This is a genomic window from Microbacterium pollutisoli (genome assembly GCF_053586795.1).
Genome location: NZ_JBNYWT010000007.1, coordinates 1 through 15982 on the forward strand (window position 1 = coordinate 1; position 15982 = coordinate 15982).

12 protein-coding genes are annotated in these 15982 nt (G+C 70.0%); 8 read left to right on the forward strand and 4 right to left on the reverse strand.

Annotation, left to right across the window (positions count from 1 at the left end):
- Window positions 1-186 precede the first annotated feature (186 nt).
- Complete coding sequence (locus tag ACQ143_RS13910; protein WP_449571306.1) at window positions 187-1422, reverse strand: MFS transporter; 1236 nt, start codon at window positions 1420-1422, stop codon at window positions 187-189.
- A gap of 51 nt (window positions 1423-1473) precedes the next feature.
- Here ACQ143_RS13910 and ACQ143_RS13915 point away from each other — a divergent pair, with 51 nt between their 5' ends.
- The 7 genes from ACQ143_RS13915 to mnhG are packed head-to-tail and all read left to right on the forward strand — an operon-like array spanning window position 1474 to window position 8954.
- Complete coding sequence (locus tag ACQ143_RS13915; protein ID WP_449571307.1) at window positions 1474-2733, forward strand: LacI family DNA-binding transcriptional regulator; 1260 nt, start codon at window positions 1474-1476, stop codon at window positions 2731-2733.
- A 40-nt stretch (window positions 2734-2773) separates the two neighbouring features.
- Complete coding sequence (locus ACQ143_RS13920; protein ID WP_449571308.1) at window positions 2774-5707, forward strand: Na+/H+ antiporter subunit A; 2934 nt, start codon at window positions 2774-2776, stop codon at window positions 5705-5707.
- Window positions 5704-6231 carry a Na(+)/H(+) antiporter subunit C gene (locus ACQ143_RS13925; RefSeq protein WP_449571309.1) on the forward strand — a complete coding sequence of 176 codons (528 nt, stop codon included), beginning with the start codon at window positions 5704-5706 and terminating at the stop codon, window positions 6229-6231. The genes ACQ143_RS13920 and ACQ143_RS13925 overlap by 4 nt, the downstream gene beginning before the upstream one ends.
- On the forward strand, window positions 6228-7784 hold the full coding sequence (locus ACQ143_RS13930; protein ID WP_449571310.1) for a Na+/H+ antiporter subunit D: 1557 nt from the start codon (window positions 6228-6230) through the stop codon (window positions 7782-7784). The genes ACQ143_RS13925 and ACQ143_RS13930 overlap by 4 nt, the downstream gene beginning before the upstream one ends.
- Complete coding sequence (locus ACQ143_RS13935) at window positions 7781-8344, forward strand: Na+/H+ antiporter subunit E (protein ID WP_449571311.1); 564 nt, start codon at window positions 7781-7783, stop codon at window positions 8342-8344. Before ACQ143_RS13930 ends, ACQ143_RS13935 begins: the two co-directional genes overlap by 4 nt.
- Window positions 8341-8610, forward strand: coding sequence for a monovalent cation/H+ antiporter complex subunit F (locus ACQ143_RS13940; protein ID WP_449571312.1), 270 nt, complete (start codon window positions 8341-8343; stop codon window positions 8608-8610). Before ACQ143_RS13935 ends, ACQ143_RS13940 begins: the two co-directional genes overlap by 4 nt.
- Window positions 8607-8954 (forward strand): monovalent cation/H(+) antiporter subunit G, encoded by a 348-nt coding sequence (gene mnhG / locus ACQ143_RS13945; protein WP_449571313.1) that lies wholly within the window; start codon window positions 8607-8609, stop codon window positions 8952-8954. Before ACQ143_RS13940 ends, mnhG begins: the two co-directional genes overlap by 4 nt.
- Window positions 8955-8979: 25 nt before the next feature.
- Here mnhG and ACQ143_RS13950 read toward each other — a convergent pair whose 3' ends face one another.
- Together ACQ143_RS13950 and argG are read right to left on the reverse strand one after the other, a co-directional pair.
- Complete coding sequence (locus ACQ143_RS13950) at window positions 8980-11643, reverse strand: penicillin acylase family protein (RefSeq protein ID WP_449571314.1); 2664 nt, start codon at window positions 11641-11643, stop codon at window positions 8980-8982.
- Between the two features lie 134 nt (window positions 11644-11777).
- On the reverse strand, window positions 11778-13220 hold the full coding sequence (gene argG, locus ACQ143_RS13955) for an argininosuccinate synthase (protein WP_449571315.1): 1443 nt from the start codon (window positions 13218-13220) through the stop codon (window positions 11778-11780).
- 120 nt (window positions 13221-13340) lie between these two features.
- Between argG and ACQ143_RS13960 the strand changes: the two genes are divergently transcribed.
- Entirely contained in the window at window positions 13341-14627 is a 1287-nt protein-coding gene (locus ACQ143_RS13960; RefSeq protein ID WP_449571316.1) for an adenylosuccinate synthase, read from the forward strand.
- 153 nt (window positions 14628-14780) lie between these two features.
- Here the strand turns inward: ACQ143_RS13960 and ACQ143_RS13965 are convergent, their stop codons facing one another.
- Window positions 14781-15884, reverse strand: a complete 1104-nt coding sequence (locus ACQ143_RS13965; RefSeq protein WP_449571317.1) for an AI-2E family transporter — start codon at window positions 15882-15884, stop codon at window positions 14781-14783.
- Window positions 15885-15982: the final 98 nt, after the last annotated feature.

The window sequence follows — 15982 nt, forward strand, 5'->3', positions numbered from 1 at the left end:
GACGCCGACCTCGCCGAAACCCAGCGTCTCCTCAACATCCGCCCCCGCGCCGTCCTCGGCTTCCACACCCCATCTGAAACACTGAACTCACACATAGCGCGTGTTGCACTGACCACTTGAGACCGCCTGCGGGATACCCCACGTAAGCGCCAACTTCGGCGGGCGCGCGTGTGGGGACGGGCGCGCTCAGTGGTGGCCCGCGCCGACCTTCGTGGTGGTGAGCGGCTTGGCCGCGCCCGAGGCCAGGCCGGACGCCACGACGAGCGCGACCAGGATGAACAGGGTGTTCAGCAGGCCGATGTGATCGCTGATCAGGCCCAGCACCGGGGGCCCGCACAGGAAGGCGACGTAGCCGATGGTCGCGGCGGCGCTCACCCGGGCGGCGGCCTTGGCGGGATCGTCCGCGGCCGCTGACATGCCCAGCGGAAACCCGAGCGAGGCGCCGATGCCCCACAGCGCCGCACCGACGAAGACGAGCGACAGGTTGGGCGCGAGGATGACCAGCAGGATGCCTACGGCGGCGGTCGCGGACAGCACCCGCAGGGTGGCGACGCGGCCGAACCGGTCGACGAGCGGTCCCCCGGCCACGCGCACCGCCGTCATGGCGACCGCGAACACCGTCAGCGCCACGGCGCCCAGCTCGGCCCCGCCGCGGTGGTCCTCGCTCACGGCGAGGGCGAGCCAGTCGTTGGCGCCGCCCTCGGCGAACGACATGCCGAGCATGACGACCCCCAGGGCGTACGTGCGCGGCTCGCGCCAGGCCGAGAGGGCCACGCCCAGGCGCTCGCGCCACCCGGGCCGGGCCACCGGACGATCGTCGACCGTGTCGCCGGTCGCCTCGCGCGCGGGCACGTTGGCGTAGGCGGCCACGGCCACCACGAGGATCACGATCGCGATGGCCGCGGAGTGCGTGAAGACATCGACGCCCAGGCTCGCGGCCAGCGCACCCAGCCCCGCGCCGAGCACCGTCCCGAAGCTGAAGAACGCGTGGAACAACGGCAGGATCGTCTTGTTCACCTGGGTCTCGATGGCGGCCCCGTCGACGTTCATCATGACGTCGCACGCGCCGTTTCCCGCGCCGAACAGGGCCAGGCCGATGAGCACGAGCGGCAGCGAGGGCACGACGTCGACACCCACCCCGATGAGGACGACACCGCCCGCGAAGGCGATCATGGCGCCCAGCATGCCGCGGCGGGTGCCGAACCTCGCGATGATCACCGAGGCCGACGACAGGCCGAGGATCGACGCGACGCCCATGCCCAGCAGCAGCAGTCCGATCTCGGTGTTCTCGATGCCGAGACCGACCTTGATCGACGGTACGCGCGCCGCCCACGTCGCCACGCTGAGCCCGCTCGCGGCGAAGATCGCGAACACGGCGGTGCGCCACCGGACGAGCTGGGAGGGGGTGAGAGCGAGATCCACCGCGTCAGCTTACCGAATCGATTCGATCGCCGAGACATTAGGATCGACCTCGTGCAGCCACGCCGACCCACCATCGCCGACGTCGCGCGCGAAGCCGGGGTGGCCGCGTCGACGGCATCCATCGTGTTCAGCGGAAAGGCCGGGGTGTCGGATGCCACGCGCGAACGGGTGCTGTCCGCCGCGAACACGCTCGGGTACACCGGGCCCGACCCCCGGGCCGCTTCACTGCGCCGTGGCCGCAGCGGCATCGTCGCGGTCGTGTTCGAGGAGCAGCTCGGCGCCGCCTTCCTCGATCCGGTCAAGCGCCTCATGATGGACGGACTGACGGCGGCCGTCGCGCCGCTGGGCGCCGGCCTGCTGCTGCTGCACGACGACGCGTTCGGTGCCACCGAGGATGCCGGTGCTGCGGCCGACACCGACAGCCTCCACGACGCGCACGGTGGCGCGGTCACCGACGACGAAGCCGCTGACCGCGGCGGAGTCGACCGTGCCGAGTCGGACAGCGGCGACGACCCCGACCCCGACCGCACTGACGAGCCCGACAGTGGCGCCGAGCAACACCCCGACACCCCTCCGCTGCTGACGACGACGCCGATCGATGCCGCGGTGCTCGTCGGCTGCAGCGCGCGCGTGCGCGAGTCGCTCGAGGTGCTGCGCGGCCGTGGCGTGCCCGTCGTGGTGATCGAGGCGGATGCCGGCGCCGGAGTCCCGCAGATCCGGCTCGACAACCGCGAGGCGCAGCAGCTGGCCGCCGTGCATCTGCGCGAACTCGGGCACACGCGCGTCGCGACGGTCACGCTGCCCACCGACGACCGCTCCGGTCCCGGGTGGATCGGGCCGGACCCCGTCATCATGATCGACGTCACCGCCGAGCGGCTGGAGGGCGTCCGCGCCGTATTCCCGCAGGCGCCGGCCTACGCGGCCGCGGCCAGCTCGATCGACGAGGGCCTGGCCGCCGGCCGCGTCGTGCTGGCCGATCCCGCCACTCGTCCGACGGCCGTGCTCGCGCAGAGCGACCTGCTGGCGGCGGGGGTCATCCGTGCCGCGGAAGAGGTCGGACTGCGTGTGCCCGAAGACGTCAGCGTGACCGGATTCGACGGCGTGCGGGTCGACGGCCTGGCGCCCTACGAGCTCACGACCCTCGTGCAGGAGGCCGTCGCCAAGGGCCGGCTCGCCGGTGAGGCGATCGCGACGATGCTGGCCGGCCGCACACCGGCATCCACTCGTCTGGCGTGCACGTTCCGGAAGGGAGATACGACCGGTCCGGTCCCCCATCCGGGCGAATCGGACCTCAGCGGCCCCGTAGAATAGAGCGCACGACCCCCGGCGGCGCTTTGAGGAGGCCTAGCGAATGCTGATCCTCCTCGGTGTGTTCGCCGCCGTCGCGCTGACACTGCCGTGGCTGGTCAGCCGCTGGGGCGCCCGGGCCTTCTATGTCGCCGCCTCCGTGCCGGCCGTCGCCTTCGGCCACGCCGTCGCGATGGCCCCGGCCGTCTTCGCCGGGGACGCGCCGTTCGAGTCGCTGCCGTGGATCCGACCGCTGGGCGTCGACCTGTCGATGCACATGGACACGCTCGGCTGGGTCATGACGCTCATCGTCACCGGTGTCGGCGCGCTCGTCATGCTGTACTGCCGGTGGTATTTCGCGGGGCACGAGGCCGGCACCGGGCTGTTCGCCGCCGTGCTGCTGGCCTTCGCCGGGGCCATGTACGGGCTCGTGCTGACCGACGACATCATCGTGCTCATCATGCTGTGGGAAGTCACGAGCGTCCTGTCCTACCTGCTGATCGGGCACTACCACGCCCGTGGTGCGAGCCGCCGCGCCGCCCTGCAGGCGCTGCTGGTCACCACCATCGGCGGGCTGGTCATGCTGATCGGCATCGTGATCTTCGTGGCCGCGTTCGGCACCTCGAGCATGACCGAGATCTTCGCCGCGTGGGCCGCCGGCGGCGGCGACGACCCGCTCATCGCCGTCGCGGTCGTGATGATCCTCGTCGGCGCGCTCAGCAAGTCGGCGATCTTCCCCTTCCACTTCTGGCTGCCCGGTGCCATGACCGCGCCCACGCCGGTCAGCGCCTACCTGCACGCCGCGGCGATGGTCAAGGCCGGCATCTACCTGATCGCCCGGTTCGCCCCCGCCTTCGCCGACATCGAGCCGTGGCGCCCGATCGTGCTCAGCCTCGGCGCCTTCACGATGCTGCTGGGCGGTGTGCAGGCGATGCGCGAGACCGACCTCAAGCGCATCCTGGCCTTCGGCACGGTGAGCCAGCTCGGCCTGCTCACGGTCGTGCTGGGCTTCGGCGAGCGCAACACGGCGCTGGCCGGCCTGGCCCTGCTGCTGGGGCACGCGCTGTTCAAGTCGGCCCTGTTCCTGGTCGTCGGCGTGATCGACCGGCAGCTGTCCACCCGTGACATCCGCGAACTGTCGGGGGTGGGGCGGCAGGCGCCGACCCTGGCGGTGTTCTCGATCATCGCGGTGGCCTCGATGGTGGGCATCATCCCCACGCTCGGCTTCATCGCGAAAGAAGCCGCCCTGTCCGCGCTGCTGAGCGCCGTCGCCCAGCCCGCCGGAGCAGTGGTGCTCGTCGCCATCCTGCTCGGCTCTGCGCTGACCGCCGCCTACGGACTGCGGTTCGTCTGGGGCGCGTTCTGGACGAAGAAGGATGCCGTCGGCGCGGCCCTGCCGCGCACCGAATGGCCCGACCCGCCGATGGGCTTCCTCGCCGCCCCCGTCGTGCTGGGCGGGTTGTCGCTCGTGACGGCGCTGGTGGCTCCGCAGCTGGACGTCGTGCTGTCAGGCTACGCCGACACGATGCCCGACGTCGGGGGCGAGGCCTACCACCTCGCGCTGTGGCACGGGTTCGAGCCGGCCCTGTTCCTGTCCCTCGGCAGCATCGCGATCGGCGCGGTCGTCTTCTGGCTCGTGCAGCGTGCACCCTGGCACAAGCGCCTGCTGCCGTTCACGGCCGTCGACGCCTACAACGCCGCGATGCGCGGCATCGCGCGGGTGGCTGTGGCCGTCACGACCACCACCCAGCGCGGCTCGCTGCCGGTGTACGTCGGGACGATCTTCATCGTGTTCGTCGGCACCGAGGTCACCGCCCTCGCGATGGGCGGCCCCTGGCCGACACACCTCGACGGCTGGCACACCGCCACCCAGGTCGCCGTCGCGCCGGTGATGATCATCGCCGCCCTCATCGCCGTGCGCGCCCGCAAGCGGTACACGGGCGTCGTGCTGGTATCGGCGACGGGTGTCGGCATGACCCTGCTGTTCGCGACCAGCGGCGCACCGGACCTCGCCCTCACCCAGATCCTGGTCGAGACGGTGACGATGGTGGCGTTCGCCCTCGTGCTGCGCCGCATCCCCGCACGCCTGGGTGAGCACAACGCCTCGGTGGCCCCCGTCATGCGCGGCATCATCGCCGTCGCGGTGGGCGTCACCATGGCGGCGGTGGCGATCGTGGCCACCGGCGCCCGCATCGCCCAGCCGATCTCCGAGAGCTTCCCGCACCTGGCGTACGAGATCGGCCACGGCAAGAACGTCGTCAACGTCGCACTGGTCGACCTGCGCGGCTGGGACACGATGGGCGAACTGTCGGTCCTGATCCTGGCGGCGACCGGCGTCGCCTCGCTCGTGTTCGTCACGCACCGCTCCGACATGCTCTCCAGCGGCATCTCACCCCTGCCCACCGGCATGACCCGCACGCGCCGCCCCTTCATCGAGACGAGCGAGGGTCCGCGGCCGCGCACGGCGGCGCCGGACAGCTCGCTGCAGACCTGGCTCATCGGCGGCCAGCGACTGCAGCCGCGCACGCGCTCGATCATGCTCGAGGTGATCGTGCGGGTGCTGTTCCACACGATCATCATCGTGTCGATCTATCTGCTGTTCGCCGGTCACAACCTGCCCGGCGGCGGGTTCGCCGGGGGACTGGTGGCCGGCATGGCGCTGGTCATGCGCTACGTCGCCGGCGGTCCGTACGAGCTGGGCGCCGCCGCCCCCACCGACGCCGGTCGCCTGCTGGGTGCGGGCATGACGGTGGCGGTGGGCTGCGCGATCGTGCCGATCTTCCTGGGTGACGCGCCGCTGACGAGCTACTTCTTCGAGGCGACGCTGCCGGTCATCGGCCACATCGAGTTCGTCACCTCGACGCTGTTCGACGTCGGCGTCTACCTCGTCGTCATCGGGCTCGTGCTCGACGTGCTGCGGTCGCTGGGCGCCGAGGTCGACCGGCAGGCCCTCGAAGCGACCGGGCGCACGCCGGTCGCCTGGCGGGTGGGTGCATGAACGCCTCACTGACGCTGATCATCATCATGGCCGTGCTGTTCGCGGCCGGGGTCTACGCGATCCTCGAGCGCAGCCTCACCCGCGTGCTCATCGGATTCCTGCTGCTGGGCAACGCCGCGAACCTCTTCCTGCTGGTCGTCATGGGCGCCCCCGGCGTCGCCCCGTTCTTCGGCGTCGGCGACCCCGACGAGATGAGCGACCCGCTGCCGCAGGCCCTCACGCTCACCGCGATCGTGATCACCTTCGCCGTCAGCGCCTTCCTGCTCGCGCTGATCTACCGGTCGTGGCAGCTGGGGCAGGCCGACACCGTGCACGACGACGAAGCCGACCTCGAGGTGCGTGACCGCGCCGCCGTCGACGAAGACACCATGGACGACGAGATCACCGACGAAGACGACGACGCCACCACCGACTTCCTCGACACGGCCACGGCGCCCATCACGGTGCTGCACCACGAGGATTTCGACTCGCTCGCCGACGACGCCCCCGTCGACGCGCCGCAGCCGAGGAACGGTGATCGATGAACGGCCTGGTCCCCCTGCTGGTGACGCTGCCGCTGCTCGGCGCCGCCATCGCCCTCATCTTCGGTCGGCGCCGCAGAGTGCAGGTCGGGGTGTCGATCGTCACGCTCACCCTCGTGCTCGCCGTGGCGGCGGTGCTGCTGTACACCGTCGACAGCACCGACCAGGGGCTGGCCGTCTCGGTCGGCGGCTGGCCGATCCCGTTCGGCATCGTGCTCTACGTCGACCGGCTCGCCGCGCTGCTGGTGGTCGTCTCGAGCATCGTGCTGCTCGCGGTTCTGCTGTTCTCGGTCGGCCAGGGCGCCGCCGACGGCGACGATGAGACGCCGGTGTCGATCTTCCACCCGTCGTACCTGATCCTGGCGGCGGGCATCTTCAACGCGTTCATCGCCGGTGACCTGTTCAACCTCTATGTCGGGTTCGAGATCCTGCTGGTCGCCTCCTACGTGCTGATCACCCTCGGCTCCACCGAGTCCCGCATCCGCACGGGTGTCGTGTACATCGTCGTGTCGCTCGTGTCCTCCATTCTGTTCCTCGCCGCGATCGCCGCCATCTACGGGGCGCTGGGCACCGTGAACATGGCGCAGGTCTCGCAGCGGATGACCGAGCTGCCGCAGGAGGTGCAGCTGGTCCTCCACCTGATGCTCCTGCTGGCCTTCAGTATCAAGGCGGCGGTGTTCCCGCTGTCGTTCTGGCTGCCGGACTCCTACCCGACCGCGCCGGCGCCCGTCACCGCCGTGTTCGCGGGCCTGCTGACCAAGGTCGGCGTGTACGCCATGATCCGCACCGAGACGCAGCTGTTCCGCGACAGCGAGGTCAACACGCTGCTGCTGATCGTGGCGCTGGCGACCATGGTCGTCGGGGTGCTCGGCGCCGTGGCGCAGGCCGAGCTCAAACGCATCCTGTCGTTCACGCTGGTCAGCCATATCGGCTACATGGTGTTCGGGCTCGCGATCGCCACCCCCGTCGCGCTCGGCGCGACGATCTACTACATGGTCCACCACATCGTCGTGCAGACGACGCTGTTCCTCGCCGTGGGCCTCATCGAGCGACGGGCGGGGTCGACCTCGGTGCTCAAGGTCAAGGGGCTCATGAAGGCGGCGCCGGTGATCGCGGTGCTGTACTTCATCCCGGCGATCAACCTGGGCGGCATCCCCCCGTTCTCGGGCTTCATCGGCAAGATCGCGCTGTTCGACGCGGCCGCGCAGGTGGGCACGCCGCTCATGTATGTGCTGATGGCCGGCGGCATCCTCACGAGCCTGCTGACCCTGTACGCGCTCATGCGCGCCTGGAACCTCGCGTTCTGGCGTGAGGACGACGAACCCGTCGACGAGCCGGGCGAGGAGCGCATCGCCTACCTCGGCACCGCGCCAGCCGCGGCCACCGAGACCCAGCGGCGCGTGATCCCGCGCATCATGACCTCGGCCACCGCCGGAATGGTCGCGGTCACCGTCGCGCTCACGGTGTTCGCCGGGCCGCTGTACGACCTGTGCGCGAGCATCGGCGGCGCGCTGCAGAATCCGATCACGTTCAGCCAGCTGGAGTCCGAGCGATGAGCCCGCTGGCCGGAATCGCGACATCCCTCTGGCGGCAGTTGCCGTTCTTCATCTGGCTCGTCGCCGTCTGGATGCTGCTGTGGGCGCAGTTCACCGTGCTCTCGTTCGTCACGGGTGTGATCGTCGCGATCTTCGTGACGCGGGTGTTCCGGCTGCCGCCGGTGGAGCTGTCGGGCCGGGTGAACCTGTGGTGGGGGTTCGTGTTCGTGACGGAGTTCCTCTACTCCGTCGTGAAGGGCTCGCTGCTGGTCGCCTGGCAGGTCGTCAACCCGCGGGAGTACCCCGGCATGGCGATCATCGCGGTGCCGATGGTCACCGACGACGACCTGATCATGACGCACGTGGCCGTGACCGCCTCGCTCATCCCCGGGTCGCTCATCATCGACAGCGATCGCGACCGCCGCATCCTGTACCTCCACATCATCGGCGTGCGCAATGCCGCCGACGTCGAGAAGCAGCGCCGGGCCGTGATGCACTGGGAGGAGCGCATCGTGCGTGCGGTGGGCTCGCGCGCCCAGCTCGACCTGGTGCGTGAACGGGCGAAGGGACGGACGCGATGACCATCATGCTGATCGCGATCTACGTCGTGTTCGCCGTGGCCGGGCTGCTGACCCTGTGGCGCATCATCGTCGGGCCCTCGATCCTCGACCGTGCCGTCGCGTCGGACGTGCTGCTGACCCTCGTGGTCTGCGTGCTCGGCGCCGAGATGGCCATCAACCACCACACGCGGACGCTGCCGCTGCTGCTGATCGTCGCGGCCGTGGGTGTGTTCGCCTCGATCTCGATCGCGCGCTTCGTCGCACGCAGGGACGGTGACCGGCAATGATCGACCTCATCGGCGTGGCCCTCATCCTGATCGGCGCGGTGCTGTGCCTCACCGCCGCCATCGGCCTGCTGCGCTTCCACGACGTGCCCGCGCGGCTGCACGCGGCGACCAAGCCCCAGGTGCTCGGGCTGATCCTCATCGCCATCGCGATCGGGCTCATGTCCCGCTCGTGGGAGGTGGCGGCCTTCCTGGTGCCGGTGGTCCTGATCCAGCTGGCCACCGCGCCGCTGTCCGCGCACATGGTCGGCCGGCAGGCCTACCGCAACGGTACGCTCGACGAGCGGTCGCTGCTGGTCGACGAACTCGGGGAGTCGACGCAGACGCCGCCCGCCGCGGGCGGCTGACCGGTTCGGCCCGTCCGACCCGGCCTCAGGATGCCGGGGTGAGCACGAGCGTGTGCGTCGCGGCATCCCGGAGCCGATCGAGGTCGAAGAGCCACGGCGTCTGCCGGTTCTGCTGCCAGGCCTCGGTCTGATCGGTGTAGTTGGGGTGGAAGGCGTGGCCGCTGGCGCCGGTCAGGTTGTTCCACCTGGAGGCGTCGAGGTCGGCCAGGTCGACGGTCATGCGCAGCGACGGCAGGGTCACGGTCTCGAAGCTGCCGCTGGCCAGCACCCAGCCGGTCGCATCGACGACCGATGCGCCGCCGCCGACGGGGAACGGGCCGCGGTTGAACAGCGCCTCAATCGGCGCGATGCCGCTCGTGCCGAAGGTGCCGTGGGTGAGGGTCAGCGCGTGCAGCCGGCCCCAGTTCCACTGCGCGGTGTTGGTGCCCTGCAGCTCGGACAACCGGGAGTAGGCGTCCTCCGCGGAGCGGGCCAGCATCTCGCGCTGGCCGGTCACGCCGATCTCGGTGTTGGTCCACCACGAGGACTCGGGGTCGTCGAGCAGCCGGTCGACGACCTCGAACATGCGGCTCTGGCTCGACGGGCGGGCATCGGCCGCGCGCCGCGAGAACAGGTTCTGCACGAGCTCGTCCCACAGCACGTTGGCGTATGCGGCGGCCGCCGATTCGGGGTCGTTCTGCGCATCCCAGTGCTCGAGCAGCGCCAGCGCCTCCGCCGCCCCCTCACTCTCGACGCGGATGCCGGAGGCCAGGGCCGAGAGGCGCCTGCCCATCCAGAACTCCTGATCGGCCTGGATCGCCGACATGTCGTCGGCGGTGAGCTTCTTGGTCGCCGCGGTGCGCTCGATGAGGTCGGTGATGCGGGCCGCACGCCAGCCGTAGTCCCAGTCGTTCGTGAGGAAGTACGGGTAGTCCTCGCCGACGACGGCGTTGTTGGCGGTGACGATGTAGCCGGTGTCGGGGTTGTATGCGGTGGGCAACTCCTCGAACGGGATGTAGCCGCGCCAGTCGTAGGCCGAGTCCCAGCCCGGCTGGGGCATCGAGCCGTCGCCGGCGCCGCGGATGGGCAGGCTTCCCGGCGTCTGGTACCCGATGTTGCCGTCGCGGTCGGCGTAGATGAGGTTCTGCGCCGGCACCGTGAACAGCTCCGCGGCGGCGCGGAAGTCGTCGAAGTCCTGCGCGAGGTCGAGCGCGAAGATCGACGCGGCCGTCGTGCCGACATCCAGAGCCGTCCAGCGCAGGCTCACCGCCCAGTCGCCGTCAGGTCCACCGGCGGCGGGCACCGCGGCATCCGTCGACCCGGTGTACGGGGTCTCGGCGATGGCCGACAGGTCGTCGGTGAGTCCCGACACGATCGGTCCGTGCACCGTCGAGCGGATGTCGAGCTGCACGTCCTTGCCCCCGGCCACGCCGATCGTCTCCGTGCGCACATCGAGCGGCACGAGCTCGCCGTCGTACCAGTAGGAGTCGCCGTCGAGCTTCTCGAGGTAGAGGTCGGCCACGTCGGTGGTGAGGTTGGTGAAACCCCATGCGATCTGGGCGTTGTGGCCGATGATGACGCCGGGGACCCCGGAGAACCCGAAGCCGGTGACGTCGAAGGCGCAGTCGGGCGAGATGGTGCCGCAGCGCAGGCCGATCTGGTGCCAGACGCTGGGCAGCGCCGCCCCCAGGTGCGGGTCGTTCGACAGCAGCGGCAGCCCCGACTCGGTGAGCGTGCCCGAGACGACCCAGGAGTTCGACCCGACGCCCTCGCCGACCGGGCCCATCATGGTCGAGACCGCCTCGATGACGCTGCCCACCTCGGTCCACTCGATCGCGGCGGTGGCCGTCCGGGTCGCGTCCGCAGGGGATGCCGGTGCGCTCGCCGTGTCGGCGTCGGTCTCGGCGCTCGTGTCCGCGTCGGCCTGGTCGCTCGGCGGCGGGGGCGCGATGATCGTCGGCACGATCACGGGATTCGTGTCGAACGGATAGTCGGGGTAGAGATCGGCGATCTGCTCCGGGCTGTAGTCCTGGGCGAGGATCGCCCGATCGGTCTCGGCCTCGACATTGGACCGCAGGTCCCAGGCCATGGCCTTCAGCCACGCGACCGAATCGACCGGCGTCCACGGCTCGATCTCATAGTCCGGGTTCTGCAGGCCGAGCACCGCGTACTCGAGCGAGGCGTCCGCCCCGTCGTGATCGGCGAGGTAGGCGTTGACACCGGCGGCGTAGGCGTCGTAATAGCCGCGGGTGGTCTCGTCGAGCGCGTCGACCTCCTCGGCGGCGATCTCATGCCAGCCGAGTGTGCGCAGGAAGCTGTCGGTGGCCACCTGCGACGGGCCGAACAGCTCCGCCAGCCGGCCGGCGGTGAGGTGGCGGCGGAAGTCCATCTCCCAGAACCGGTCCTGCGCGTGCACGTAGCCCTGGGCGAAGAACAGGTCGTCGGTAGTGTCGGCGACGATGGTGGGGACGCCGAGCTCATCGCGGTGGACGCTCACCTCGGCCCCGAGTCCTTCCAGCGCGACGGTGCCCTCCAGCTGCGGGAAGGACCGCTGGATCGTGTACACGACGGTGCCGGCGGCGATCAGCGCGATGACAGTGAGACCGGCCACCAGCGCGAACGCGGCGATGGCGATCTTGCGGCCCAGCGAGCGCTTCGGTCGAGCGGTCGTCGGGTCGTCGGAGGTCTCGGGCGCGTCGGTCATCGTCATCGACTCAGTCTCCGGGGCAGCGGTGGAACTCAGTGCCCGTCGGGTCGGGCTCGGGTCTCACGTCCCCGGGCGCGCGAGACCGTCCTCGCATGCTACCTGCTGCCGGTGCCCAGACCGGCATCCTGGGGCCGTGATCAGTCGGCGCCGAAGTCGAACGACGCCGACTCGTTGGCTTCGTCGACGGCCTCGGCGAGCTCTTCGCGGGCCGCGTCGTAGGGCTGGGCGTGACCGGTGATCTCGGCCGAGCCGCCCGCAGCCAGCTCGCCCACCAGTTCGGCGGTCGCGCCGCCGATGAGTCCGAGCCCGGCGTACTGCTCGAGGCGGGCGCGCGAGTCGGCGATGTCGAGGTTGCGCATCGTGAGCTGGCCGATGCGGTCGGTGGGACCGAACGCGGCGTCGCCCACCCGCTCCATCGACAGCTTCTCGGGCGCATACGACAGGTTCGGGCCGGTGGTGTCGAGGATCGTGTAGTCCTCGCCGCGGCGCAGGCGCAGCGTCACCGAGCCGGTGATGGCCGAGCCCACCCAGCGCTGGATCGACTCGCGGAGCATGAACGACTGCGGCTCGAGCCAGCGGCCCTCGTACATGAGGCGGCCCAGGCGCCGGCCCTGCTCGTGGTAGGTGGCCAGGGTGTCCTCGTTGAGGATGGCGTTGACCAGCCGCTCGTACGCGGCGAACAGCAACGCCATGCCCGGCGCCTCGTAGATGCCGCGCGACTTGGCCTCGATGATGCGGTTCTCGATCTGGTCGCTCATGCCCAGCCCGTGGCGGCCGCCGATGCGGTTGGCCTCGAGCACGAGCTCGACGGCGTCGGTGTACTCCACGCCGTTGAGTGCGACCGGCCGGCCGCCCTCGAACGTGACCGTGACGTCCTCGGTCGCGATCTCCACCGCCGGATCCCAGAACCGCACGCCCATGATCGGCTCGACGGTCTCCAGCGACACGTCGAGGTGCTCGAGCGTCTTGGCCTCGTGCGTCGCGCCCCAGATGTTCGCGTCGGTCGAGTAGGCCTTCTCGGCACTGTCGCGGTAGGGGAACCCGTGCGCGACGAGCCACTCGCTCATCTCCTGCCGGCCGCCGAGCTCGGTGACGAAGTCGGCGTCGAGCCACGGCTTGTAGATGCGCAGGGCGGGGTTGGCCAGCAGGCCGTAGCGGTAGAACCGCTCGATGTCGTTGCCCTTGTAGGTCGAGCCGTCGCCCCAGATGTCGACGCGGTCCTCCTTCATGGCGCGCACGAGCATGGTGCCGGTCACGGCCCGCCCGATGGGCGTCGTGTTGAAGTAGGTGCGGCCGGCGCTGCGGATGTGGAAGGCGCCGCACTGCAGCGCGACCAGGCCCTCCTCGACCATCATCGGCTTGCAGTCGACCAGGCGCGACACCTCGGCGCCGTACTCGAGGGCACGGCCGGGGATGGCGGCGATGTCGTCTTCGTCGGGCTGACCGAGGTCGCCCGTGTACGTGCACGGCACGGCGCCCTTGTCGCGCATCCAGGCGACGGCGACGGAGGTGTCGAGGCCCCCCGAGAAGGCGATGCCGACGCGCTCGCCGACGGGCAGGGACTGAAGCACCTTGGACATGGCCTCCAGTCTACTGAGGGTGGATGCCGGTGCCCGGCCACCGTGGGCCGTGCTCACGCGGCGGCCGGGACCGGCTGGATAGGATGGGGTGTAACCGTCCGACAAACGGGGGAGTAGCCCATGCCAGGCATCGTGATCGTCGGGGTCCAGTGGGGGGACGAGGGCAAGGGCAAAGCCACCGACCTCCTGGGTGAGCGCACCGACTGGGTCGTCAAGTTCAACGGCGGCAACAACGCCGGCCACACGGTCGTGATCGGCGACGAGAAGTACGCCCTGCACCTGCTGCCCTCCGGCATCCTGTCCCCCGGCGTCAACGCCGTCATCGGCAACGGCGTCGTCGTCGACCTCGAGGTGCTGTTCGCCGAGCTCGAGGCGCTGCACGCCCGCGGGCTCGACACGTCGCGGCTGCGGGTGAGCGCCAGCGCGCACATCATCACGCAGTACCACCGCACGCTCGACAAGGTCACCGAGCGGTTCCTGGGCAAGCGTCAGATCGGCACCACGGGGCGCGGCATCGGCCCCGCATACGCCGACAAGATCAACCGTGTCGGCATCCGCGTGCAGGACCTGTTCGACGAGAACATCCTGCGGCAGAAGGTCGAGGGCGCCCTCGACCAGAAGAACCACCTGCTGGTGAAGGTCTTCAACCGCCGGGCGATCACCGTCGACGAGATCGTCGACGACCTGCTCTCCTACGCCGAACGCCTGCGCCCGATGGTGGCCGACACCGGTCTGCTGCTCAATCAAGCACTGGATGCCGGGGACGTCGTCGTCTTCGAGGGCGGCCAGGCCACGATGCTCGACGTCGACCACGGCACCTACCCGTTCGTCACCTCGTCGTCGGCGACCGCCGGCGGCGCCGCCACCGGCTCCGGTGTGGGGCCGAACCGCCTGGACCGGATCGTCGGCATCGTGAAGGCGTACACGACGCGGGTCGGGTCGGGACCGTTCCCCACCGAGCTGTTCGACGAGCAGGGCGAGTGGCTGCGCTCGCGCGGGTTCGAGTTCGGCACCACGACCGGACGGCCCCGCCGTGTGGGCTGGTACGACGCGCCCATCACCCGGTACGCGACGCGGATCAACGGCATCACCGACCTCGTGCTCACCAAGCTCGACATCCTGACGGGGCTCGACCGCATCCCGGTGTGTGTCGCCTACGACGTGGACGGGCAGCGCTTCGACGAGGTGCCGGTCAACCAGACCGACTTCCACCACGCCAAGCCGATCCTCGAGTACTTCCCGGGGTGGAAGCAGGACATCTCGGGCGCGCGCAGCTTCGACGACCTGCCCCTCGAGGCGCAGGACTACGTGCTCGCCCTCGAGGAGATGAGCGGCACGCGCATCTCGGTCATCGGCGTGGGCGCGGCCCGCGACGCCGTCATCGTCCGCTACGACCTCGTCGACTGACGGGGAAGCGCCGCGCCGATCCATCTCGACCCGCGCCGCGCGCGTCGAATCACCGTGCTGCAGGCAACGGGCGAGTACGGGCCCTCGGGGTATCGAGGGAACGCTGACGAAGCAGTTGTGCGAGTCTCTGTTCAGGCGAGAGCACCCGCAGGATCAGACCTTGGCATCCTGCTTGGGGATGAAGACCTTCTTGATGATCAGCAGGATCGACGCGGTCACGGGAATCGCCACGAGCGCGCCGAGCAGGCCCATGAGGGTGCCGCCGACGAGCGCGCCGATGACCACGAGCGATCCGGGCACCGAGATGGTCTTGTTCATAACCCGCGGCGTCAGCAGGTAGGCCTCCAGCTGCATGTAGACCAGGTACGCGAGCGCGAAGACCAGGGCCGCCAGCGGGTCGGCGAACAGCGCGATCACACTGCCGATGCCCCAGAACAGGACGGTACCGACGAGGGGGATGATCGTGATCGCGAAGGCGACGACGGCCATCAGCAACGGGAACGGCAGGGCCAGCACCGTGTACATGATGAACACGAACACCGCGTTGAAGAACGCGAGGATCACCATGCCGCCGAGGTAGCCGCCGACCGACGAGGTGATCTCCTCGGTCAGCTCCGCCGCCATCGGCCGGTTGCGTGCCGGCAGCATGCGGTACAGCGCCGCCTTCATCTGCGGCAGCGCGGCAAGGAAGTAGAGGCTCAGCACGACCACGATGATCAGACCCGACACCGTCGTCGCGATGGAGACGCCGATCTGCAGCACTCCACCGCCGATCGCCGCGATGTTGCCGGGGTCGGTGATGAAGCGCTGGATCTCGTCGAGCAGCACCGGCACCTGATCGCCGAACTGGTCGCGCACCCAGAGGTAGAACTCGGTGCCCTGGAAGTCGGTGATCATCTGCGGCAGGTCGCGGAAGAACTGGGCGACCTGCGCGACGACCGTCGGGATGACCAGCCAGAGGATGGCCACGATGACGATCGCGAACATCAGATAGACGACGACGATGCCCCAGGCTCGGGCGACGCCGTGCTTCTCGAGCCACACGACGAGTGGATTGAGCCCCAGCGCGGCGAACAGCGCGAAGGCGATGTAGATCCAGATCGTGACGAGGTCGGTGAACGCCATGCCCAGTGCGAACGCGGCCAGGCCGCCGAGCGTCAGGAAGAAGCCCGCCACGAACGGGCGGTTGATGTTCGTCCACACGCGTTTCGCGCCCGCATCGACCCCCGCGGCGCTCGCCGGCGGCGGTGCGGACACAGGCGGGGTTTCGCTGCCCCGGCGAGGCCGGCGCCGTCGACGGCCCGCACCGCGATCGGCGTCATTCATGGTCACACTCTAGGGGGCCGGGCAGTGTG